Raw genomic sequence first — 23,631 nt, 5'->3', positions numbered from 1 at the left:
CAATCTGCGCCAGCGGCGCCTCGCCCTTGCGGGCCACATCAATAACATCCTGGCGGAACTCCGCCCCATAAGCCGTCGGCATGGTCAACATCCTTCCACGAGCACCAGCTCGCTAGGTCAAGGAGTCAACAAAACCGGGGGCAGTCCCTTGACAGGCTCTCTCGGGCTGGCCCATGGCGACGCCACCGGCAAACTCGCCACCACCGAAAACTACAACTACCCCGGCAGCCCCACCGACCCAGGCGTCTTCTCACCCCAGACCCCCTTCCGACAGCTGGATACCCGTAACGGCACCGGCGGAACCAACGGGCCGGTCGGGGCCGGGCAGACCGTGAACCTGAAAGTCACCGGCCGCGGCGGAATTCCCGCCAGCGGTGTTTCCGCCGTGGCGCTGAACATCACCGTGACCTCCACGACCTCCGTCGGGAACATCACCGCCTACGCCGGAGGAACCCCGCAACCGGGCACCTCCAACGTGAACTACGTGGCGAACCAGACCGTGCCGAACTTCGCCATCGTCCCGGTCGGGGCGGACGGAACGGTTTCCTTCACGAACAACTCCGCCGGCACTGTCCAGCTCATCGCGGACACTTCCGGCTACTACCTTGCCGGCACCCCCACAGCACCCGGGGCGTTTTCGGCCCAGACCCCGACCCGGCAGCTGGATACCCGTAACGGGACCGGCGGAACCAACGGCCCCGTCGGGGCCGGGCAGACCGTGAACCTGAAGGTCACCGGCCATGGTGGCATCCCCGCCAGCGGCGTCTCCGCCGTCGCCCTGAATCTGACGGCCACCTCGCCGACCTCCGTCGGGAACATCACCGCCTACGCCGGAGGAACCCCGGTACCGGGCACCTCGAACGTGAACTTCGACGTCGGGCAGACCGTGCCGAACTTGGTCATCGTCCCGGTCGGGGCCGACGGGACGGTCTCCTTCACGAACAACTCCGCCGGCACGGTCCAGCTCATCGCCGACACCTCCGGCTACTCCACCGCCCCGGCCACGGGGCAACCCGGCCCGCACCGGCTCCGGTCCATGACCAGCACCCCGGCCACGGGTACACCCACCACCAGCACCTTCTCCTGGGACGCGGCAGGCCGGATGACCGGCCGGGCCGGGGAAACCCTGTCCTACACCGCGGACGGGAAACTCGCCACCACCACCGGCAACAGCACCCTGCCGGTGAACCCGAACCCCTCCGCCGGTGCGGGAACCCCGCCAGCCCCCGTGGCCGGGACCGCAGGCAGCACCGGGACCCGGTATTACGACGCCGCAGGGAACCTCGTCGGGCTCACCGACGGTACCGGAACCACCGTCACCCTGGGCTCCATCACCGCCCACATGACCCCGGGAGGGGTGAAGACGGCGACCAAGTCCTACAGTTTCGCGGGCAAAACCGTCGCCCAGCGCACCGCCACCGGCGGGACTATCATGCTCGCGTTCATCATCAGCGACGGGGTCGACACCGCCCAGACCATCGTCCAGGCCAGCAGCGGGACCACACCGGTCACGGCCCAGACCCGGTACACAGACCCCACGGGCCTGGCTCGAGGCCCGACCCAGACCGCAGCGGGCAACGCCGCCTACGCCACCGCCACGAGTGCCACCATAGGTGTCGGATCCAACGACGCGAACCCCAACGGTTACGGCGCCGTCAACGGGTACATCGGAGGGCTCGCCGACACCATCAGCACCCTCACCCACCTCGGCGCCCGCGACCTGGATCCTGTCACCGGGACATTCACGAGCCCGGACCCGGTACTGAAGCTGGGTGTTGCAAACAACTTCTCCCCGTACGTCTATGGAGAAGCCGATGCCATCAACAACGCCGACCCCTCCGGACTTATGATCACGAGCTGGGCCGTTACCGACGGCCCGAACGAATCGGGCTGGCATGCGCCGGACGCCGTACCAGACGTCGCTGTACCTTACGTCCCGGACGGCCCATACGCTCCCGGCTACAGATCACCAGTACCGGGCACCTGGCAGTTCTACATCGCGCCCGGATGGACGCAAACCAAACCAGCCCGCGCGCCGGCCAGTGGTGGTTCGGTTGCCCCCCGCCAACTTGCTTGCGTGGGAGACATGAAGGTCGGGATGAGCGCCGGGCAGATCGCGATCAACGAAGCCTGCGGCAATGCCCTCGCCGAGGCAAACCTCCAAACCCAACCCCAATGGCTGCAGGACACCGTCCACGGTGATCAGGCATTCGCCGACAAGGCCAGGCCACTTGTTGCGCTCGGCATAGCCGGAGGGTTCGATGGGGCTGGAGCATCCGAGTTCGTCGACCTGGCCTCAGCTTCGCGGCGAACGCACATACTGGAGGGCCACATCTACGGCGGCGAGGCAGGCAACACTTGGTTCCCGCATAGCTGGTCCGACGATAAAATCATGCATGAGGTCTCTGATATTGCGACGGACCCGTCGCTTACATGGGTTCAGCAGACGGGCAGCCTCGGCGCTGATTTCACCCGAGCGGGAGATCCGGTCAAATACAGGGTTGAAGGAGTTCGTGACGGTTTGAAAATCCGTGTCATTATTCAACCGGGCGGCGAAGGAATCATCACAGGGTTTCCGATCCCATGACCACTAATCAACCACCCAACGAAATTATAGTTCGGCTCCATCGAGCGATGGATGCCGCAACCGGCCTCCCGGACGATGACGTCGAGAACGTCCAGCTGCTCATTGAAGTGGGCGAGTGGCTAGAAGCATTCGAGACGCTGTGCACACAGATCTATGAACGGGAGATTTCCCTTCCATCGGAAAAGGTTCGGGACTTGGAATTCCTAGGCGGCGTTCTAGGGGCAAACAGACGCTTTACCGACTACCTCTGGGAGGACGCGTCTGAGGCGTAGCTTCGGTATCTGGCTCTGGGCAGCACCCCCGACCGTCGCCCAGCGCACCGCCGCCGGCGGAACCGTGAAACTCGCCTTCATCATCAGCGACAGCGTCGACACCACCCAACTATCCTCCAACCCAGCAGCGGGACCACCCCCGTCACCGCCCAAACCCGCTACACCGACCCCATCGGCCTCTCCCGCGGACCCACCCAGACCACGCCAGGAACCGGAGCCTTTGCGACGGCCGTGGCCGGGGCCCTGGGTGTCGGGACCAATGCGGCCAACCCCGGCGGGTTCGCCGCCGTGAACGGGTAAATCTCAGCAACGCTCAGCTGACCAAGATGATCGGCCAAAAACACGCCGGCCCCGGTCACCCACAACCAGGACTACCCTATTGTCCTGCCAACCCCACAACTCGGAACAAACATAGGCGGGCAGAGGATCAATACAGCGCCGCTTCAATTGCAAAAGTGTTTCGGGAACACCCGACCGAAATATTCCCTTTCACAGTCGAAGGGTGTTCTACCTTCACGGACGGCGGATCATGCCGGCTTGTGGACGCTCCACCTTCGCTGTTCCCTGATAGGTCGGGCACGGTAGCGGTTAGGACCACAGAAACAAGTGTGACCTTCACCGTCACTTCCAACGACTATTTCGATGCGCCGGGCTCCACCATCAGATTTGACATCGTGAAACGAGGGGCCGGCAATTACCTCGATCAGACCGCCAAGGCGACCGGGGTGGACATGCTGGTCGCCGATGGCGTCAATGTGGCGGGGTTCCAGAGAATTTCATGGAATACCCAGAAGGAAAACCTAATAAAGGCGGTAATGAAATATGGCGAAAAGTAGTACGCGACCAGGATGGTGGCGCACTGGCAAGCTATGGTGCAGGTTTGTCTGCCTGGGCGCCGTTTCGGGCGCGGTCGGAGCCTTTGCACTCCATCTCAGTTACACCTTGCCTCGTTTCAATCCCGTATTTCTTCTCTGGGACCTGTTCAACCTATTCGTTTTTGAAATGCCTGCTCTGGTGATCCTTGGGGTTGTAGTTGCCGGCGGAGTGATCGTTGCCAGGTTGGCAGTGGCCGAGGAAGCGACCCGCAAGACGCGCGCAACTGTCACGGGTGTCGTGGCCCTGGTCACTTCGGGCGGAATGGCCTTTGCCCTCTCCAACCTTGTTCAGACAGGGAATCCCTGGGCAGTCGCGGGCATCACAGGAGCCTTTGTAGGAAGCACATTCGCCATGGTCACCTACCGGCACACTTCCGAGGCCTGACAAATACGCCCGAACAAGCCGCTACCGAAGGCCGACCGAAGTGCGCATCCTCCTTCAGCGAGTCGCGACGAGGGGCACCAGACGAGGCCGGTACCCACAAGTGGGCTTAAGGGGGTTGAGGGACAGACGCCATGAAATCACTAACACCCCAACACACCGGGCATTCAGTGCTTAGCGCCGGATCTCGGGCGTCTGTCCCTCAACCCCCGAGTCGCCCTCAGCACACTGCGGATCTTCTACCCGAATGACGTAGCCGTGTCGAACGAACCCGGAGAGCAGATCTTCTACCGCAGCCTCCAAAGGCCTGCAGACCGTTCGTGGGAAATCACCCGCCGGGCCAAGGGGTCACAGCTCACCGAGGGAACCCGCTGATGCGTGCACAGATCGCAAGGGCCACCAAGACCTGAGGCCGCACAGACTGGCAGTTCCCTCGCTGCCGGATAACGGAGCCCAGCACCCCAGGTGCTGGGCTCCGGTGCGTTGTGGGACCCCTACAACCGCCATTTTCGGTCCAGAGCGGAAGAACCGCGTGATTCCGGGAAAGTCGGTTCCGCCGGCGTCCTGGTCGACGCAGCGGCCGGCCTGTCGGAACCCTACGAGTCCCGCCGTCCGAATCTCGCTCTACCACCCACGCGTGTTACATGAAACAATGGGGGTATGAGTGTGAAGGATCGAGTCAGTGAGCACAGGCGCCGGATGCGCGAGGCAGGCTTCCGGCCGATTCAGGTGTGGGTCCCGGACACCCGCTCCAAGTCCTTCGCGGAGGAGGCGAAGCGGCAGAGCGCCATTGTGGCGGAGTCCGACCGGCACGATGACATTCACGAGTGGATCGACGCGGTTTCCGTGTCCTGGGATGAGGAGTGAGGGGCGAGATCTGGACGGTGGCCGGCGGCGGATACGCCTCCAAACCCCGCCCGGCGCTGGTCATCCAGGATGACCGGTTCGATGACGTGGGCTCCGTGACGGTAATCCCCCTGACCTCCACTCTGAAAGATGCACCGCTGCTGCGGATCCCGGTGGAGCCGTCCGAGCGGACCGGCCTGACCCAGAAAAGCCAGCTCATGATCGACAAACTGACCACCGTGCCCCTGGCCAACGCACACAAGCGGGTGGGGAACCTGACGGCAACGGAACTGGTCGCGGTCGAGCGGGCACTACTGGTCTTCCTTGGCATAGCCTGACCGAGATCTCCGCACGGCGAAGGCCCGGCACCCTCTGGTGCCGGGCCTTCCTGCGTCCGGATCTACAATGCCGGGTTGCGCCGGCGCTGATGTGCGGACTGCCGCTTCATGCCGGTGGCCGAAGCGAATTTACTTACCGGCCCTGGGTGATGTGCTTGCCCTGGGCGCGGGACTGCTGAACGGCGTTTACCTTGACCTTGCCGACAGCCTTCCCGCCGCCGGCCGCGGCGTGGGAGATGGGAAATTTCTGCTGGGCCTCCCCGAACTGCTTGGCCGCCACCGCCTTCTCGGGGGCGCCTGCAGCGCGCATCCGTGCGGCGTCGGCCTCCAGCTGGGCGGCCCGGTCGTAGGCGGCACCGGCCCTGGCTGCCGCCTTGTCCCCGGCTGCCTCGCGCTGCTTGGCGTCCTGCCGGACGTCGGCAGCCCGCGCGGCCTTGTCGGGATCCCCGGAGCCCTTCCACCGCTCCACAAGCTCACGGTCCAGACGATCCTTCTCGGACGCCACGCTGGCCGCGTACTCGGGATCGTTCGCCATGGCCCAGGCCCGTGCTGCTTCAAGGTCGGACGGTGCAGGCTCCCTGGCCTCCCGGGAGAGCGAATCTGCGTCGTCCAGACTAGGAAGTGAACAACATCCTTCACCGTGGAGGGACGATGTATGAGCTGTCCCGCCAGCTACAAATCATCAGAACAGGAACCCCTGCCGTCCAGCAGGTCCTCGAACAGCTGAGGCCAGCAAGTGGCGACGCCGAACTGGACGGGCTGCTGCTGCACGCCAAAGAACTCTTCCTCTCGCGGAAAGAGAAGGAGCGAGGTCTGGCGCTAGATAAACTGTGGGATGGCTTCACGCGTCTGAAGACAATTGACGTGCAAGGCAACAAAAAGCAGAGTGCCAACGTCCGGCTGGGCAACATCAAAAATGAGGCGTTCCGCGAGGTGACAAGCAATGAAATGCTCGCACTCACCGATGTGGGCAACGACTTCATGATCCGTCATCATGAAACCGGCACACACACAGTGCCCCCGGAAGCATATGACTACCTTTTCGCAAGGATGGGGTCGCTCATTGTGTATCTCCTCAAAGTGAGCGATCGTCTGAGCTGACACACACCTGGCCAACGGAGGCGTGAACGAATCCCATGGGACACGTGGAGCTTGCCGTTAGTTGGCGGCCGTCGGCCGTAGCTCGTGATGGTCGCGCCATGCTTGCTCGCCGTCCTCGTACTCCACGGTCCACTCGTCCACACCGACGCGTTCAACGATGACAGCCTGCTCCCAGGTGGACCCATCGCCCCGCAAAACTTCAACGGCGGTCTCGTCAGGGAACGGGTTGTGGCTGCCCAGATACTCGACCGGTGGCGTTCGTTCCGGACGGCTGCAAGGCGTGCCACCCACTTCTCGAAACCTTCAACGCTGCGCTCCTGCGACGTCCGCACCCGCCAACCATCGAGCACTTGATAGAGCACTGTCAGGTTTGCGATGTGAGCCTGCAATCCCTTGTCGTGCGCTTCCAGGCCGGCCGGGCTCAACCCGGCAAGGTCACCATCCCACGCAGGCGCTCCTGGATGGCGGCCGGCGCTGTCGCGCTCTTCCTTGGCGGCCGACGTCAGAGCCGCGCCCTCATTATCCTGCTTCGACGTGAAAGATTTAGGGCGCGACGGGGGCCTTCATCGCAAACGCTAACAAGGGAAAACTGCACTGACTGGTCTTCCGAATCAAAATGAGTGGCGAATCGCCCATATTTGAGTGGTATTGAGGAGAAGCACATCGAACCCTAAGTGTGCGGGTGATCAAGACACCCGAGGAAATCCTCGCCAAAGCCAAACCAAAAACAACTTCAAACATAGGCTGCGTCAGCCGGGGGTGAGGACGCAGAACTCGTTGCCCTCTGTGTCGGCAAGGCACACCCATGGCACACCGCCCTGGCCGACGTCGGCGTCTGTGGCGCCCAGGGCCCGCAGCCGGGCCACCTCCGCGGCTTGATCGTCGCCGGGGTACGGCCTCAGGTCGAGATGGACCCGGCCGCACACGGCATTCGCGTCGGGCGTGCGAACGAACTCGAGATAGGGCCCGACACCTTTGGCTGAACGCAGGCTCGCAAAATCGTCGGTCACTTCGTGCAGGGTCCAGTCAGTCGCCCCGCTCCAGAACCGGGCCATGGCCCGTGGATCCGCACAGTTGACCACCACCGCGGCGATCGGCCCAGTGTCCCGATAGATCGGCCGAGGCTCCAGCACGCAGAACAGGTTGCCCTCCGGGTCGGCCAGGACCGTCCACGGCACATCACCCTGGCCAATGTCGGCGGGCGTCGCGCCGAGCTTCACCAAGCGCGCCACCAGCTCCGCCTGATCGGCCGCAGAGGCGGTGGCGAGATCCAGGTGCGCGCGGTACCTCACCGTCTCCGGGTCCGGGACCGTGACCACATCGACGCAAACGGCCGCGGGGTCCGGCCAGGCGAATCCCACAGGTTCAACGTTGGTCACACCGGGCCCCTCGCTGGAAATATCCCAGCCGAGCGCCTCCGCCCAAAACCGGCCGAGAGACGCGTCATCACGGGCCTTGAAATTCACCTGAACAAGTCGAAGTGCCATACCGCCCGATCATATAGCCATGCAATTCCCGATAGACGGCAGCATCCCAGGACACGCAGCGCAGAGAGGCCGCACACTTGACCGCGTTTGAGACGATGAACCACATGGACGCTGATGCAAGTCTTGCCAACGACCCCGATTCCGATCCGGCCGGCGCGCACCACGCGGGTGTGCAGTCCGTGGACCGGGCCATCACCGTGCTCGAAATCATCGCCCGCAGCGGCGATGCCGGCGTGAGTGAGATCGCTGAGGAAATGGGCGTCCACAAGTCAACGGCATCGCGACTGCTGAGCGCCCTGGACGCCCGTGGCATGGTTCAGCAGAACCACGAGCGCGGAAAATACCAACTCGGATTCAACATCCTGCGCCTGGCCAGCGCTATTCCGGCCCGCCTCAGCTTGGTAAAGGAGGCCCGGGAAGATCTCGAAGCCCTGGCGGAGAAGTTCGCCGAGACCGCCAACCTGGCCGTGCTGAGGTCAAATTTCGCGGTCAATGTGGACCAGGCCATTGGCCCCAACACGCTTGGCACGCAGGACTGGATCGGCGGGCTCACCCCGCTCCACGCCACGTCCAGCGGCAAGGTCATGCTTGCCGCGCTGCCGCCTGCGACCCGTGACCGCGTTCTCAGGGAATCCGGCCAGGCACGATACACGCCGCAGACCATCACCGACCGCGACGAGCTGGAACAGCAAATGCCGGTCATTTCAGCGGCCGGGTACGCCGCCACGTATGAAGAACTCGAGCGCGGACTCAACGCCGTCGCCGTTCCGATCCGCAACCACAGCGGCACGGTGATCGGAGCCATCAGCCTTTCCGGACCGGCCTTCCGTTTCGAGCCGGAAAAAATACCCGGCTTGCTTGATGCGCTCAAGCAAGCCGGGTATTCAATCAGCGTCAAGATGGGTTACACAGCAGCCAGCGGCGCCTAAGCGCCGTCGGCCTGACGATCCAGCGCTGCCTGGGCGAGGTTTTCGCCCTCGGCTTTGATGGTGGTGTTGTCGCCGTGACCGGTCCGGACCACGGTTTCCAGCGGAAGCGTCAGGAGGCGTTCCCGGATCGAGGCCAGGATGGTCGGGTGATCGCTGTGCGACCTTCCGGTTGCTCCCGGGCCGCCGTTGAAGAGGGTGTCGCCAGTGAACACCGTGCCTTCGCTTTCCAGGTAGAAGCACGTGGAACCCGGTGAGTGGCCCGGCGTGTGGAAGGCGTGCAAAGCCGTGCCCGCCACTTCGAAGATGTCGCCGTCTGAAATGTAGCGGTCCGGCCGGGCGTCCGGGTACAGCTGCTCCCACAGAACCATGTCTGCGGGGTGCAGGTGGATCGGGGCGTTCACGGCCTTCGCGACGTCGAGCGCTGCTCCGATGTGATCGTTGTGCGCATGGGTGAGGAGGATGGCGCGCACCTTCCGCCCGCGGACCTGATTGATGATCGCCGTTGCGTCGTGCGGCGAATCGATGATCACGCATTCGTCGTCGTTGCCGACAATCCAGACGTTGTTGTCCACGTCCCACGTGCCGCCGTCGAGCGAAAACGTGCCCGAGGTGACGAGGTTTTCAATGGCGACAGTCATCCGATTTCCACCACCGAACGGAGCACTTTGCCCTCGTGCATCTTGGCGAACGCCTCTTCCACCTGGTCGATGGTGATCCGTTCGGACACGAACGCGTCGAGGTCAAGGTTGCCCTGCTTGTAGTGCGCCACCAGCATCGGGAAGTCGCGGGAAGGCAGGCAGTCCCCGTACCAGGAGGACTTCAGCGAACCACCGCGGCCGAAGACATCCAGCAAGGGCAGCTCAAGCTTCATGTCCGGCGTCGGGACGCCCACCAGCACCACGCGGCCCGCGAGGTCGCGCGCGTAGAAGGCTTGCTTGTAGGTCTCCGGGCGCCCGACGGCGTCAATCACCACATCCGCGCCGTTGCCGCCGGTCAGGGCCCGGATGGCCTCGACGGGGTCTTCCTGGCTGGAGTTCACGCCGTGCGTGGCTCCCAGGGACATAGCCATCCCGATTTTGTTGGCGTCGATGTCCACGGCGATGATCGTCGTGGCGCCGGCGAGCTTTGCCCCGGCAATGGCGGCGATGCCGACGCCGCCGCAACCGATCACGGCCACGGACTCGCCGCGCTTGACCTCGCCGGTGTTGATAGCGGCACCGATGCCTGCCATCACACCGCAGCCGAGCAGCCCGACGGCGGCCGGATCCACGTCGTCGTCCACTTTGGTGCACTGCCCCGCGGCCACGAGGGTCTTCTCCGCGAAGGCGCCGATCCCCAAGGCCGGAGTGAGTTCCGTGCCGTCCTCCAGGGTCATCTTCTGGGTGGCGTTGTGCGTATTGAAGCAATACTGCGGTTGCCCCTTGGCGCAAGCCCTGCAGTGGCCGCACACGGCCCGCCAGTTCAGGATCACCCGGTCCCCCGGCGCCACGTCGGTGACGTCCGGGCCGACCGCGCTGACCACGCCTGTGGCCTCGTGGCCGAGCATGACGGGGAAGTCATCGGTGATACCGCCCTGCTTGTAATGCAGGTCGGTGTGGCAGACGCCGCACGTGAGGATGTCCACGAGCGCCTCGCCCGGACCGGGATCCGGCACCAGGATGGTCTCCAGTGTGACGGGGGCGTTCTTTTCCTTGGCGATGACAGCTTTTACTTTATGAACCATTGGCTTGCGTTCCTTTTCCTAGGTTCCTGGTTACTCGTTACGACGACAGACATTCATCCGTCTAGCTGTCGGCGGGGACGTCGGCGATCTTGCTCGTGACCCAGCTGTGGAACGCCTCAATGTGGTGCTCGCTCGGTACCAGGACGCCGCCCTTGGCGTAGATCTTGGATCCCATGGCCGGCTGGCAGCGTTCGCAGGCGTCGAAGTCCTGCTCGTTGACCCGGTGGAAGAGCTCCACCGAAGCGCTCACGTCCTTGCCGGATTCCACCACGCTGGGCAGGTACAGCCAGTCGCATTCGACGATGGTGTGGTCGGCAGCCAGCGGGAACATGCGGTGGATGATGACGTGGTCCGGAACAAGGTTGACGAAGACATTCGGCTTGATGGTCACTGCGTAGTACCGGCGGTCCTGGTCGTCGCCGACTCCGGGAATCCGATCCAGGCCTTCGGAACCGTCAATCGTGAAGCCTTTGATGTCGTCACCGAACTCGGCGCCGTGGCCCACAAAATACTGCGCCGCCAGGCCGTCGGCGAACTCGGGCAGGACTTCGGTGAGTTCGGGGTGGATCGTCGCGCAGTGGTAGCACTCCATGAAGTTTTCGATGATGAGCTTCCAGTTGGCCTTGACGTCGTACTTGATGCGCCGGCCAAGGCTCAGGTTCGCGATGTCATAGTCGTCAACAGCCCGCAGATCCCCGAGGCGCTCCTCGATCGCACCCATGACGTCTTCCTCGAACGACGGTGGCTCATCCGCGAGGCTGACCCAAACGTAGCCCATGTATTCCCGGACGTGGACCTTGACCAGCCCGTATTCGTTTCGATCGATATCCGGCATCTTGGTGAGGTTCGGGGCCGCGATCAGCTTTCCCTCAAGATCGTAGGTCCAGGCGTGGTACGGGCACTGGAACGAGCGGTTGGCCTCGCCGGACTCCTCCATGCACAGCTTCACGCCGCGGTGCCGGCAGATGTTGTAGAACGCGCGGATCTCTCCCTTGCGGGTGCGGTTGATGAGTACGCTCTCACGGCCGATCTGCACGGTTTTGAACGAGCCGGCCTTTTCCAGGTCCGCGGTCCGCACGGCGCAGAACCACATTTGTTCGAAGATGTGTTCCTGCTCGGCACGGAAGATGTCTTCACTGACATAAGTGTGGCCGGGGAGAGTGGGGATCAGGCTGGGGGAAACAACTTCAGTGGTCATGCTGACTCCTATTCAGTGATGAACGTGGTTGAGGCTCGGAATGTCTATGGGGTTGCCAGGACGGGCGGGGCATTGCGGGCGTTGAGTTGCCGGCGCCAACGGGTGAACAGACGCGGCTGGTTCACACCTAGAACGCCCACTGGTTCCTCGCCCCGGTAGTACACGGCCAGGAAGCTGTGGTCCTCGAGCTGCCCTGCCTCAATTTCGACGCGCTCCGCGTCCCGCGCATGGCCGGCGAACTGGAGCGTTACTCCGTACTGGTCCGACCAGAAGTACGGCAGGTTGAGCGGTTGGGGTGCGGCTGAGTGATCCAAGAGCCCTGTCACGGCAAGGGCGGCACGTTCCTGGGCACCGCTCCAATGCTCCACGCGATGGTGCTGCCCGCTGCGTTCGTCGTACCAGGCCGCGCAGTCTCCCACGGCAACCACGCCGGGGACGTTTGTCCGTCCCATCGAATCGCACGTGACGCCGTCGTCGAGCTCCAGCCCCGAACCGGCCAGCCACCCGACGTTGGGGACCGCACCGATTCCGAGAAGTACGACGTCGGCGGAACGGTACTGTCCGTCGCTGAGCCGGACACCGGTCACATTTCCTTCGTAGCTGTAATACGAGTCGATTCCCGTGTCACAAATCAGTTCCACTCCATTGATCCCGTGGAGCGTGGCCATGACGGCAGCCATCTCCGAACCGATCGGAGCGCTCAGCGGGATCGGGCTCTTGCAGATAATGGTCACGTCCATTCCCAGGCCCTTGGCCGTTGACGCCACCTCCGCGCCGATGAAGCCTGCGCCAACCACCAGCAGGCGGCCGCCCGGAACGAGTTCCGGAGCCAGGTCCTGCGCATCCTCAAGAGTCCGCAGCGTAAAGACATTGGATAGGCCCGCAAGTTCGGGCAGGGTGCGGGCCGAAGCTCCGGTGGCGATCACGACGCCGTCAGCCACCACCGTGCGTCCGTTACCTAGGGTGATGGTCCTGCTGGCCGCGTCAAAGCTCTTCGCAGGCGAGCCCAACAGCCATTCAGCCTGCAGGGGATCTGCCATTCCCGCCTCTTCCGCTTCCAACATCAAGTGCTTGATGCCGATCTTTCCTGCCAGGAACTCCTTGGACAGGGGCGGTCGGTCATAGGGCCGCTGCTGCTCATCTCCAATGATGAGCAGCCGGCCACAAAAACCCTGCGCGCGGGCAGCGCGGGCGGCGGAAAGTCCAGCCAATGATGCGCCCACGATCGCCAATGTCTCCATGGCTTCCTCCTCGTTGAGCCGTTCGAAATTTTATTGCGCATTACGCAACGAACTTCGTTATGCGAAACAGTGTGACGGCCTTCACATCGCGTGTCAAGCAATCTGCGGAGTAATTTCCACCTCTTGACAAGCCCCTGTGAGGTCCATCACTCTGTTGCGTATTGTGATCTTCGTTGATCATGAAACAACCGCCCCCAGGTTTTCGACCAATCCGGTGAAAGAGGTTCGTGAGATGCACAGTGCTTGTCCGCTTAGCTCGTTGGCTCCCGGGGACGCGATTCGACTCGAGACGTCTCCGCCGATTGCCGTATTCCACACCGAAGAGGGCGAACTCTTTGCCCTCGACGACACCTGCACGCACCAAGACGCTTCCCTCGCCGACGGCTGGGTGGAGGACTGCTGGGTGGAGTGCCCCCTCCATGCTTCAAAGTTCAATCTCCGCACGGGAGCCGCCGATGCGCCTCCGGCCAAGCTGCCCGTCAGGGTCCACGAAGTCCTGGTAGTGGACGGCCAGATCATGGTCAAGGAATCCGAGGACGAGCCCAATCTGCCGCCCGGGTTGACCGTCGACGGCCACGTCTAGCTTCCGGCGAGCCCCAAACCTCCATACGACTTACCTCAGGAGCAACACGCATGTCCACATCACCCCGCGTCGTCATTATCGGAGCCGGCATCGTCGGCGCCAATCTTGCGGATGAGCTGTCCACCCGCGGCTGGACCAATATCACCGTGGTCGAGCAGGGCCCGTTGAAGTTGGCGGGTGGATCAACCTCGCACGCCCCCGGCCTCGTGTTCCAGACCAACGCCTCCAAGGCCATGACCGAATTCGCGTCCTACACCGTGGACAAGCTGCTCTCCCTCAGCGATTCCGGCGTCTCCTGCTTCAACCAGGTGGGCGGTCTCGAGGTGGCCACCACGCCAGGGCGCCTGGAGGACCTCAAGCGCAAGCTGGGCTATGCGGCGTCGTGGGGTGTGGAAGGCCGGCTCATCGATCCGGACGAGTGCGCCAAGCACTACCCGCTGCTCGATCAGGAGAAAGTACTCGGCGGACTCTACGTCCCCTCCGACGGCCTGGCGTCCGCAGCCCGCGCCGTCGGCCTGCTCATCGCCAAGGCGAGCGCCGCAGGCGTCACGTTCCGCGGTTCCACTCCCGTCACCGGCATTGAACAGACAGGCGGCAAAGTCACGGGGGTCGAAACGCCCGGCGGTGTGATCCCTGCAGACATCGTAGTTTCCTGCGCCGGGTTCTGGGGACCCAAGATCGGCGCGATGGTGGGCATGTCCGTGCCACTCCTCCCGCTGGCCCACCAATACGTCAAGACCACGTCCGTACCGGAGCTCGTGGGCCGGAACGATGCCTCGCGGCTGCTTGATCCCGCCAACGGCGCGTGGATGCCCATCCTTCGCCACCAGGACAAAGACCTCTACTACCGCGAGCACGGGGACCGGATGGGCATTGGCTCCTACGCCCACAAGCCCATGCCCGTGGACCTCCGGGAGCTGCCCGAGGTTGCTGCGGCGGACATGTCCGAGCACCGGATGCCGTCCCGACTGGCGTTTACCGAAGAGGACTTCCTGCCGAGTTGGGAGGACTCCAAGGAACTCCTTCCGGCACTTGCCGGCGCGGGGATTGCGGATGGCTTCAACGGCATCTTCTCCTTCACCCCGGACGGCGGTCCCCTGGTGGGCGAGTCCAAGGAGGTTGAGGGGTTCTTCGTTGCCGAGGCCGTGTGGGTGACGCACTCCGCCGGCGTGGCCAGGGCAGTGGCCGAGCTCTTGATCGAGGGCCAATCCCGGATTCCGCTCCACGAATGCGAAGTCTCCCGCTTCGAAGAGATCCAGACCGCGGAGAGCTACGTCAGCGAAACCTCCCAGCAGAACTTCGTAGAGATCTACGATGTCCTGCACCCGCTACAGCCACGCGTCTCGCCCCGCGAACTGCGCGTGAGCCCATTCAATGCCCGGCAGAAGGAGCTCGGGGCGTTCTTCCTCGAAGCCCAGGGTTGGGAGCGCCCGCACTGGTTCGAGGCAAACCGCGGCTTGCTGGAGGTGCTCCCGGAAGAATGGCGCGCACCTGAACGCGAACCGTGGGCCGCCATGTTCCACTCCCCCATTTCCGCGGCCGAAGCGTGGAAGACGCGCACCGCCGTCGCGCTCTATGACATGACGCCGCTCAAGCGGCTGGAGGTTTCCGGCCCGGGCGCCGAAGCCCTCTTGCAGCGCCTCAGCGCCGGGAAGGTCGACAAGAAGCCGGGTGCGGTGACCTACTGCCTGCTCCTCAACGGCGACGGCGGCATCCGCAGCGACATCACGGTGGCTCGCCTCGACGAAACCACCTTCCAAGTCGGAGCCAACGGCAACATCGACTTCGCCTACTTCACTACCGAAGCCCGCAAGCAGACCGCCGAGGACGTCACGCAGTGGGTCCAGGTCCGGGACATCACCGGTTCCACGTGTTGCGTGGGCCTTTGGGGGCCGCTGGCCCGCGAGGTCATCGCCAAGGTGAGCGGCGACGATTTCAGCAACGACGGATTGAAGTACTTCCGCACCAAGAAAGTCCGGATCGGCGGGATCCCTGTCACCGCGATGCGGCTGTCCTACGTAGGCGAGTTGGGCTGGGAGCTGTATACGACGGCGGAAAACGGCCAAAGGCTCTGGGACCTTTTGTTCGAGGCCGGCCAGGAGCACGGCATCATCGCGGCCGGCCGCGGTGCGTTCAACAGCCTCCGCCTCGAGAAGGGCTACCGGCTATGGGGCACCGACATGACCCCCGAGCACGAGCCCTTCCAATCGGGCCTTGGCTTCTCCGTCGGCAAGGACAAGGAAGGATACATCGGCGCCGAGGCCCTCAAAGCCCGCCGCGAACTGCCCATCAACCGCCGCTTGCGTTGCCTAACGGTCGACGACGGCACGTCCGTGGTGTTGGGCAAGGAACCTGTCTATTTCAAGGGAGAGCCCGCCGGCTACGTCACAAGCGCCGCCTACGGCTACACCGTCCGGAAGCCCATCGCCTACGCTTGGCTGCCCGCCGAAGCGGGCGAGGGTGACGCCGTCGAGATCGAATACTTCGGGAAGCGGATCCCGGCCACCATCTCTGCCGATCCGCTCGTGGATCCAACCATGGAAAAGCTACGGGGCTGACGCCCCTCCTGGCTACTCGACACAGCAATGGGGATCACTTCAAAGGAGTTCAACTAATGGCCAACGAAAAGTTTGACTACGTCATCGTGGGTGGGGGCAGCGCCGGATCGGTGCTGGCAGACAGGCTCAGCGCGGACCCCTCCAAGACCGTCCTGGTCCTGGAGGCTGGCCGCAGCGACTACCCCTGGGACCTGTTCATCCAGATGCCCGCGGCGCTCACCTTCCCCAGCGGGAACAGGTTCTACGACTGGCGGTACCAATCCGACCCCGAGCCGCACATGCACGGACGCCGGATCGCCCACACCCGCGGCAAGGTCCTGGGCGGCTCAAGTTCCATCAACGGGATGATCTTCCAGCGCGGCAACCCCTTGGACTACGAACGCTGGGGAGCCGACGCCGGGATGGAGACCTGGGACTTCGCACACTGCCTCCCCTACTTCAACCGCATGGAGACCGCGCTCGCCGCGGAACCCGACGATGAACTGCGCGGACACGACGGACCGCTGGTCCTTGAACGCGGTCCGGCGCGCAATCCCCTCTTCCAAGCCTTCTTCCGCGCGGCCCAACAAGCCGGATTCGCACGGACCAACGATGTCAACGGGTACCGGCAGGAGGGCTTCGGTCCCTTCGACCGCAATGTCCACAAGGGCCAGCGGCTCTCCGCCTCGCGTGCCTACTTGCGGCCGCACCTCAACCGGCCGAACCTCACGGTCAGGACCCGGGCCCTCGTCTCGAAAATCAACTTCGACGGCATTGGAACGTCCGATGTCAGGGCCACGGGCGTCAGCTATCGACGCAACGGCAAACAGCACAGCGTGGATGCCCAGGAAGTCGTCCTGTGCGGAGGGGCCATCAACACCCCGCAGCTCCTGCAGTTGTCCGGCGTCGGGGACTCCACGCACCTCAAGTCCCTCGGCATCAAGCCAGTAATCGACCTGCCCGGCGTCGGCGAAAACCTGCAGGACCACCTGGAGGTCTACATCCAGCACGCCTGCACCCAGCCGGTGTCCATGCAGCCGAGCCTGAGCCTGTGGCGCTATCCATGGATCGGCCTGCAGTGGCTGTTCGGGCGCAAGGGACCAGCGGCCACCAACCACTTCGAAGGCGGCGGCTTTGTGCGGTCCAACGAAGACGTGGCCTACCCCAACCTCATGTTCCACTTCCTGCCTGTTGCCGTCCGTTATGACGGCCAAAAGGCCGACGCCAAGCATGGCTACCAAGTGCACATCGGGCCCATGTACTCCGATGCGCGCGGCAGCCTGAAGATCACTTCCACGGACCCGACCGCCCACCCGTCCATGAAATTCAACTACCTTTCCACGGAGCAGGACCGGCGCGAGTGGGTCGAAGCCATCCGGATTTCCCGGCAGATCCTGGAGCAGTCGGCCATGGCGCCTTTCGATGGCGGTGAGCTCTCACCCGGTCCGTCCGTCCAGACAGACGAGGAAATCCTCGACTGGGTAGCCCGCGACGCCGAAACCGCCCTGCACCCGTCCTGCACCGCAAAGATGGGTCCGGCGACCGATCCCATGGCCGTGGTGGACCCGCTCAGCATGAGGGTGCACGGCACCTCAGGCCTGCGGGTGGCTGACGCTTCGGCAATGCCCTACGTGACCAACGGCAACATCTACGCGCCGGTCATGATGCTGGCCGAGAAAGCTGCGGACTTGATCCAGGGCCGCGAACCCCTCGCTCCGATCGCCGCCGAGTTCTACCGGCACGGCAGCAGCCCGGTTCCGGACAACCTGGAAAGCCTGGACGGCCAGCCCCAGGTCACTCCGGCAAGGAACCAAGGAGCGGCATGAACAGCCCACAACTTTCCCAGACCCACACGGTGCGCGGCAGCTACGTTGACGGCGGCTGGCGGCAGTCCGCCGGAGGAATCCGCAGCATCAACTGCCCGGCGGACGGTACGCACGTTGCCGACGTCGCAGAGTGCACGGCGGCTGATGCCGAGGCAGCGGTGGCTAGCGCCCGTACGGCGTTCGACGACGGCCTCTGGCCGCGCACTCCGGAACTGGAACGCGGCGCGATCCTGCTCCGCGTGGCCGGGCTGCTGCAGCGGGACAAGGCCGCATACGCCGCGGCCGAAGCCCTCGACACCGGCAAGCGCCTGGTCGAAGCCGAATACGACATCGACGACGTCATCGCCTGCTTCCGCTACTACGGCAGCGTGGCAGGCACGGACGCGGGCCGCGTGATCGATACCGGCCGGCCTGGCGCCATCAGTCGGGTCGTCCATGCACCCGTGGGCGTCTGCGGCCTCATCACGCCGTGGAACTATCCGCTCCTCCAGGCTTCGTGGAAAGTTGCACCGGCGCTGTTGGCCGGGAACACTTTTGTCCTCAAGCCCAGTGAGTTGACGCCTTCGACGTCCATCCTCCTCATGGACACCCTGCGGGAAGCAGGCGTGCCCGACGGCGTCGCGAACCTCGTGACGGGAACGGGACCGGAGGTCGGGGCTGTGCTCAGTTCGGATCCGCGGGTCGATCTGGTCTCCTTCACGGGCGGGCTGGAAACCGGCAAGCGGATCATGGTGGCCGCGGCGGAGACGGTCAAGCGCGTGGCCCTCGAACTCGGAGGCAAGAACCCGAATGTGGTCTTTGCCGACGCTGACCGGGAGGCCGCGATCGACAACGCCTTGACTGCCGTCTTCCTGAACTCGGGCCAGGTCTGCTCGGCCGGGGCGCGGCTCATTGTCGAAGAGTCCATTCACGAGGAGTTTGTGGCCGAAGTGGTACGCCGTGCACGCCAGATCCGGCTGGGCGGCCCCTTCGACCAAGAGGCCCAGACCGGCCCGCTGATCTCCACGGCCCACCGGGACAAGGTCCATGCCTACGTGCAGGCCGGAGTTGCGGAGGGCGCGCGGCTGCTGTGCGGGGGCTTCATTCCGGACACCCCGGAACTGGGCCGTGGCAGTTTCTACCCGCCCACCGTGTTGGACGGGTGCAAGACCTCGATGCGCGTGGTCCAGGAGGAATCCTTTGGCCCCGTCATGACGGTGGAAACGTTCACCACCGAGGAAGAGGCCGTCCGGCTGGCGAACGACACCGTCTACGGACTGGCCGGTGCCGTGTGGACGGCAGACGCCTCGAAGGCCCAGCGGGTCTCCGAAGCGCTGCGTCACGGGACGGTCTGGATCAACGACTACCACCCGTACGTTCCGCAAGCCGAATGGGGCGGCTTTGGACAGTCAGGCAATGGCCGCGAATTGGGGCTCGCTGGCTTGGCCGAATACCGAGAAACAAAACACATCTGGCAAAACATCAGCCCCGGGCCCAGCCACTGGTTCGAGCCGCCGCAGGCAGGAGTACAGCAATGAGCAGTCCTGACATATCAGTGCGCAACCTCTGGAAGGTCTTCGGACCCGGAGGTGAAAAGATCCCTAAGAATCCGGAACTATCGAGCTTGAGCTCAGGCGAATTGCTTGAACGCACCGGCTGCAATGCTGCCGTGCGGGACATGAACTTCGACGTCGCCAAGGGCGAGGTGTTCGTCGTCATGGGCCTGTCCGGATCAGGAAAGTCCACCCTGATCCGGTGCCTCACCCGGCTGATCGAACCGACGTCGGGTTCCGTCCTGGTCGACGGAAAAGACGTGTTGGACGCGGGAACCACCGAACTTCGGGAACTGCGCCGGAGGAAGATGTCCATGGTCTTCCAGCACTTCGGCCTCCTCCCGCACCGCACCGTGCTGGACAACGTCTCCTACGGATTGCAGATCCGTGGGGCGTCAAAAAATGAGCGTTACGCCAAATCCCGCGAAATCATCGAACTGGTAGGCCTCAAGGGCTACGAGCAGCATTTCCCCGATCAGCTTTCCGGCGGAATGCAGCAGCGTGTTGGGCTTGGCCGCGCCTTGGCGGGCGATCCGGACACCATCCTCTTCGACGAGCCGTTCTCGGCCCTGGACCCGCTCATCCGGCGCGATATGCAGGCGGAAGTCATCCGGCTGCACAAAGAGATGGGCAAGACGATGGTGTTCGTTACCCACGACCTATCCGAAGCGCTCAAACTCGGGGACCGCATCCTGATCATGCGGAACGGCGAGACAGTCCAGTGCGGCACCGGCGATGACCTTGTCGGATCGCCAGCGGACAAGTACATTGCCGACTTCGTCTCCGAAGTACCCCGCGCGGATGTCCTGACGCTCAAATGGATCACTGATCCGGTAGCTTTGGGCACTCCCGGGGATGCTCCCGTCCTGAGCGCCGGCACGATCATCCGCGACGCCATTCCCACCGTCATGAACTCATCGTGTCCCGTGCTCGTGGAAGACTCCGGCAGGATCACCGGCCAGATCGACCGCGACAGCATCTTGTCGGTCATCCGCAGCACGGAAGTAGCGGCATGATGTCCACTCTCGTTCGTGACCGGGCCCCGGTTCAGACCAGCGCCAACGCCCTCCGCCCGCCGCGCAAGCGGCTGAGTCGCCGAGCAGTACTCCTGGGTGCCGCCGGAGTCCTCTGGCTCCTCGGGTTCTTGTTCCTGCACGGCACATCGACCCTCACTCTGCCGGCGTCGGAATTGACTGACCTGCACCGTTCGCTCAACCAATTCAATGCCTGGGTCGCATCGAACCGAGCGGACAATCCCCTTTTCCAGTACGTCTTTACTCCCTTCCGCTCCGCCGTCGATTCAGTCGCAAACCTGTTCACCAGCACTTTTGCCGCCAGCTCTACCGGGCTTCGCCTACCGGAAATCGGCTGGCTGGGAACTGTCGGCCTGCTCAGCTGGATCGCCTTTGCGGTCGGCAATGCCCGGGTGGGATTGCTGACGGCAGCCGCATTCACGTTCTTCGGCCTCCAGGGTCTGTTTACCGAAGCGTCTTACACCTTCGCCCTCGTCCTCACAGCCGTGCTGTTCAGCCTGCTGATCGGCATCCCGCTCGGAGTATTGGCCGGGATCTCGGGCCGGGTTTCCCAAGTGATCACCCCGGTCCTCGACTTCATGCAAATCCTCCCCACGTTCGTCTATCTGGCTCCTTTGGCCCTCATCTTCCTGATCGGCCCTGCCTCCGCGGTCATCGCCACGGTGATCTACGCCGTGCCTCCGCTCATCCGACTGACGGCACACGGAATCCGGAACATCCCGGAGAACACCCGGGAAGCCTCCGACTCCTTGGGCACCACAGGGTTTCAGCGGCTTCTCACCCTGCAACTCCCCTTGGCACGGCGCACCATCGTGATGGGGATCAACCAAAGCACCATGGCTGCTTTGTCCATGGTCACCATCGCGGCGCTGATCGCGGCGCCGGGGCTGGGCCAAGTGGTTGTGCGTGCCTTGCAATCGCTCGACGTCGGGACGGCAGTCAACGCCGGCCTGTCGATCGTCCTCCTGGCCATTGTGCTGGACCGGGTCACCACGGCCGCCAGCCGCCGGGCCGAACCCGGGGCAGCCCGCAAGCGCCGGATATCGCGCAGAGCTAGGTACATCCTGCTCGCTGTCAGCCTCGTCGTTGTCCTTGTCATGGTCCAGCTTTCCCGGACGATGCTCTGGGCCGCAGCCTTTCCGAAGAACCTCAACTTTGGCCCGGACATCGTCAGCGGAGTCGGCGCTGCCAGCGCATGGCTGCAGACAAATCTCTCCCTGTTTACGGTGTCGTTCCGCGAGGCCCTGACCAACGGAATCCTCAACCCGTTCCAATCCCTTCTGACCGACACCCCTTTCTACCTCCTCGTCGCGGTTGTCCTCGTGGCGGCTTACGCACTCGGTGGTTGGAAGCTGGCACTGGTCACCGCCTCATGCCTGGCCGCGATCATTTACCTCGGCCTGTGGAGCGATGCCATGGTCACCCTGGCCAGCACCCTTGTTGCCACGGCCGTGGTCATGGTGCTGGGCATCATCTTCGGTGTGGCGATGGGAAGGTCCAACAAGGTGGACCAGATCATGCGGCCCATGCTGGATGCGGGCCAGACCATGCCTGCCTTCGTCTACTTGGTTCCGTTCCTAGGCCTTTTCGGCGCAACGAGGTTCACGGCCATCGTCGCCGGAATTATCTATGCAGCGCCTGTGGCCATCAAGATCACGGCCGACGGCATCGCAGCGATCTCCCCCACCGTCATGGAGGCTGCGGTATCCAGCGGGTCAACCCCGTGGCAGGTCATCACCAAGGTCCAGCTCCCCATGGCCAGGAAATCCCTGGCCCTCGCCGCAAACCAAGGCTTGATCTACGTCTTGGCCATGGTAGTCGTCGGAGCACTGGTCGGTGCAGGCGGCCTGGGGTACGACGTCGTCGCCGGCTTTGTCCAGAGCTCGCTGTTCGGCAAGGGCCTCGCCGCCGGCCTGGCCATCGTCTTCCTCGGCATCCTGCTGGACCGCATCACCCAAGCTGCGGCAGCCGACCCGGTCCGCAAAATCCGCTCAGCAAAATCGAGCGCGCACTAGTCCTCCCCGTTCACCGCCCCAACAAGGAGACCCCAACCATGAGTAGAACAAGACAGCTTTTGAAACGAACAATTCCCGTCCTTGCCGGAACCGTTACTGCAGCCCTCTTGCTAGCTGGCTGCGGAGGCGCTTCCGTGAACCAAGCGGCAGCCGCAGGCTCCTCGGATACGCCCTGCGGAACCGTCAATGTCGCCCTCAACGCGTGGGTCGGTTACACGGCAAATGCGGCCGTCTACAGCTACGTAGCCCAAAACAAACTCGGTTGCACAGTAGTCCAGAAGGACCTGTCGGAGCAGATCTCCTGGCAGGGCTTTGGTTCCGGTGAAGTCGATGTCATCCTCGAGAACTGGGGTCACGCGGACCTCACGAAGCAGTACATCACGGACCAAAAAGTGGCTGTGGACGCAGGCCCCACGGGCAACGAAGGGCACATCGGCTGGTACGTACCACCATGGATGGTCCAGAAGTACCCGGACATCCTGGACAGCAAGAACCTGAACAAGTACGCCTCACTCTTTGCCACCTCCGAATCAGGCGGCAAAGGCCAGGTCCTGGACGGCGACCCCGCCTTCGTGACCAACGACGAAGCCCTGGTCAAGAACCTTGGGCTCGACTACAAAGTGGTCTTCTCGGGCTCGGAAGCAGCTCTGATCCAGTCGTTCCGTACGGCCGAAAAGAACAAGACACCGCTGCTGGGCTACTTCTACGAACCGCAATGGTTCCTCTCAGAGGTCCCCCTCAAGAAAGTCAGCCTGCCCGCCTACACCCCGGGCTGCGATGCCGACGCCGAGAAGGTCGCCTGTGACTACCCCGATTACAAACTGAACAAAGTGATGGCCAAGAAGTTTGCGGACAGCGGTTCTCCCGCAGCGAAACTGCTCAAGGCCTTCTCGTGGACCAACGCCGACCAGGACTCGGTCGCAACGGATATCCAGGGCGGCATGAAGCCGGACGCCGCCGCCAAGAAATGGGTGGATGCCCACCCCGATGTGGTGGCCGCCTGGCTCAAATAGTCCCTGAACCCCTCTCCCCCCTGAAGCTCCCCGGATCCTTGCGATCCGGGGAGCTTCTTTTGTGCCTTTACCTGGCGGGCCTTGCCCCTTTCGCACCGCTCAACGCAACCAT

General features: G+C 63.7%; 22 protein-coding genes. 15 read left to right on the top strand and 7 right to left on the bottom strand.

The annotated features are described in order from the left end of the window. Positions 1–148 precede the first annotated feature (148 nt). From AC1DJW_RS23570 to AC1DJW_RS23545, 6 genes are all read left to right on the top strand, one after another. The gene (locus AC1DJW_RS23570) at positions 149–2,587 is read left to right on the top strand and encodes an EndoU domain-containing protein (RefSeq protein ID WP_476902667.1); all 2,439 of its coding nucleotides are present in this window, start codon (positions 149–151) and stop codon (positions 2,585–2,587) included. A gap of 47 nt (positions 2,588–2,634) precedes the next feature. Then, positions 2,635–2,859: a MafI family immunity protein gene (locus AC1DJW_RS23565; protein ID WP_476902666.1), complete on the top strand. Its 225-nt coding sequence runs from the start codon at positions 2,635–2,637 to the stop codon at positions 2,857–2,859. 608 nt (positions 2,860–3,467) lie between these two features. Continuing rightward, on the top strand, positions 3,468–3,695 hold the full coding sequence (locus AC1DJW_RS23560; protein WP_476902665.1) for a hypothetical protein: 228 nt from the start codon (positions 3,468–3,470) through the stop codon (positions 3,693–3,695). A 166-nt stretch (positions 3,696–3,861) separates the two neighbouring features. Further along, positions 3,862–4,119 carry a hypothetical protein gene (locus AC1DJW_RS23555; protein WP_476902664.1) on the top strand — a complete coding sequence of 86 codons (258 nt, stop codon included), beginning with the start codon at positions 3,862–3,864 and terminating at the stop codon, positions 4,117–4,119. A gap of 657 nt (positions 4,120–4,776) precedes the next feature. Then, a complete protein-coding gene (locus AC1DJW_RS23550) occupies positions 4,777–4,983 on the top strand; it encodes an antitoxin MazE family protein (protein WP_476902663.1) in 207 nt (68 codons plus the stop codon). Next, complete coding sequence (locus AC1DJW_RS23545; RefSeq protein WP_476902662.1) at positions 4,980–5,300, top strand: type II toxin-antitoxin system PemK/MazF family toxin; 321 nt, start codon at positions 4,980–4,982, stop codon at positions 5,298–5,300. Before AC1DJW_RS23550 ends, AC1DJW_RS23545 begins: the two co-directional genes overlap by 4 nt. Positions 5,301–5,433: 133 nt before the next feature. Here the strand turns inward: AC1DJW_RS23545 and AC1DJW_RS23540 are convergent, their stop codons facing one another. After that, positions 5,434–5,835 carry a hypothetical protein gene (locus AC1DJW_RS23540; protein ID WP_476902661.1) on the bottom strand — a complete coding sequence of 134 codons (402 nt, stop codon included), beginning with the start codon at positions 5,833–5,835 and terminating at the stop codon, positions 5,434–5,436. Between the two features lie 86 nt (positions 5,836–5,921). Between AC1DJW_RS23540 and AC1DJW_RS23535 the strand changes: the two genes are divergently transcribed. After that, positions 5,922–6,401, top strand: coding sequence for a hypothetical protein (locus AC1DJW_RS23535; protein WP_476902660.1), 480 nt, complete (start codon positions 5,922–5,924; stop codon positions 6,399–6,401). 57 nt (positions 6,402–6,458) lie between these two features. Here AC1DJW_RS23535 and AC1DJW_RS23530 read toward each other — a convergent pair whose 3' ends face one another. Both AC1DJW_RS23530 and AC1DJW_RS23525 read right to left on the bottom strand, forming a co-directional pair. Beyond that, positions 6,459–6,692: a tudor domain-containing protein gene (locus tag AC1DJW_RS23530; protein WP_476902659.1), complete on the bottom strand. Its 234-nt coding sequence runs from the start codon at positions 6,690–6,692 to the stop codon at positions 6,459–6,461. 458 nt (positions 6,693–7,150) lie between these two features. Further along, the gene (locus tag AC1DJW_RS23525) at positions 7,151–7,888 is read right to left on the bottom strand and encodes a VOC family protein (protein WP_476902658.1); all 738 of its coding nucleotides are present in this window, start codon (positions 7,886–7,888) and stop codon (positions 7,151–7,153) included. Between the two features lie 104 nt (positions 7,889–7,992). On the opposite strand from AC1DJW_RS23525, the gene AC1DJW_RS23520 reads away from it, so the two are divergent. Beyond that, positions 7,993–8,817, top strand: coding sequence for an IclR family transcriptional regulator (locus tag AC1DJW_RS23520; protein WP_476902657.1), 825 nt, complete (start codon positions 7,993–7,995; stop codon positions 8,815–8,817). Here AC1DJW_RS23520 and AC1DJW_RS23515 read toward each other — a convergent pair. The 4 genes from AC1DJW_RS23515 to AC1DJW_RS23500 all read right to left on the bottom strand — a co-directional run bounded on the left by AC1DJW_RS23515 (position 8,814) and on the right by AC1DJW_RS23500 (position 12,979). Next, positions 8,814–9,455 (bottom strand): MBL fold metallo-hydrolase, encoded by a 642-nt coding sequence (locus tag AC1DJW_RS23515; protein ID WP_476902656.1) that lies wholly within the window; start codon positions 9,453–9,455, stop codon positions 8,814–8,816. The genes AC1DJW_RS23520 and AC1DJW_RS23515 overlap by 4 nt on opposite strands. Continuing rightward, complete coding sequence (locus AC1DJW_RS23510) at positions 9,452–10,540, bottom strand: S-(hydroxymethyl)mycothiol dehydrogenase (RefSeq protein ID WP_476902655.1); 1,089 nt, start codon at positions 10,538–10,540, stop codon at positions 9,452–9,454. Before AC1DJW_RS23510 ends, AC1DJW_RS23515 begins: the two co-directional genes overlap by 4 nt. A 61-nt stretch (positions 10,541–10,601) precedes the next feature. After that, positions 10,602–11,738 (bottom strand): aromatic ring-hydroxylating oxygenase subunit alpha, encoded by a 1,137-nt coding sequence (locus AC1DJW_RS23505; RefSeq protein WP_284751421.1) that lies wholly within the window; start codon positions 11,736–11,738, stop codon positions 10,602–10,604. Between the two features lie 44 nt (positions 11,739–11,782). After that, on the bottom strand, positions 11,783–12,979 hold the full coding sequence (locus AC1DJW_RS23500; protein WP_390283209.1) for an NAD(P)/FAD-dependent oxidoreductase: 1,197 nt from the start codon (positions 12,977–12,979) through the stop codon (positions 11,783–11,785). A gap of 232 nt (positions 12,980–13,211) precedes the next feature. Between AC1DJW_RS23500 and AC1DJW_RS23495 the strand changes: the two genes are divergently transcribed. From AC1DJW_RS23495 to AC1DJW_RS23465, 7 genes are read left to right on the top strand one after another with little or no spacing between them, the layout of a single operon-like run. Then, complete coding sequence (locus tag AC1DJW_RS23495) at positions 13,212–13,562, top strand: bifunctional 3-phenylpropionate/cinnamic acid dioxygenase ferredoxin subunit (protein WP_059388150.1); 351 nt, start codon at positions 13,212–13,214, stop codon at positions 13,560–13,562. A gap of 50 nt (positions 13,563–13,612) precedes the next feature. Then, a complete protein-coding gene (locus AC1DJW_RS23490) occupies positions 13,613–16,120 on the top strand; it encodes a GcvT family protein (protein WP_476902654.1) in 2,508 nt (835 codons plus the stop codon). A gap of 56 nt (positions 16,121–16,176) precedes the next feature. Next, entirely contained in the window at positions 16,177–17,925 is a 1,749-nt protein-coding gene (gene betA / locus AC1DJW_RS23485) for a choline dehydrogenase (protein ID WP_284751417.1), read from the top strand. Beyond that, the gene (locus tag AC1DJW_RS23480; protein WP_390283204.1) at positions 17,922–19,442 is read left to right on the top strand and encodes an aldehyde dehydrogenase family protein; all 1,521 of its coding nucleotides are present in this window, start codon (positions 17,922–17,924) and stop codon (positions 19,440–19,442) included. Before betA ends, AC1DJW_RS23480 begins: the two co-directional genes overlap by 4 nt. Then, positions 19,439–20,473: a quaternary amine ABC transporter ATP-binding protein gene (locus AC1DJW_RS23475; protein WP_390283202.1), complete on the top strand. Its 1,035-nt coding sequence runs from the start codon at positions 19,439–19,441 to the stop codon at positions 20,471–20,473. Before AC1DJW_RS23480 ends, AC1DJW_RS23475 begins: the two co-directional genes overlap by 4 nt. Then, positions 20,470–22,506: an ABC transporter permease gene (locus AC1DJW_RS23470; protein WP_459342631.1), complete on the top strand. Its 2,037-nt coding sequence runs from the start codon at positions 20,470–20,472 to the stop codon at positions 22,504–22,506. The genes AC1DJW_RS23475 and AC1DJW_RS23470 overlap by 4 nt, the downstream gene beginning before the upstream one ends. 38 nt (positions 22,507–22,544) lie before the next feature. Continuing rightward, positions 22,545–23,519 (top strand): ABC transporter substrate-binding protein, encoded by a 975-nt coding sequence (locus tag AC1DJW_RS23465; RefSeq protein ID WP_284751413.1) that lies wholly within the window; start codon positions 22,545–22,547, stop codon positions 23,517–23,519. Positions 23,520–23,631: the final 112 nt, after the last annotated feature.

The organism is Arthrobacter sp. 05L417 (assembly GCF_056397865.1).
The sequence above is the reverse complement of the archived record's forward strand: the minus strand, read 5'-3'. Positions and strand labels throughout refer to the sequence as shown.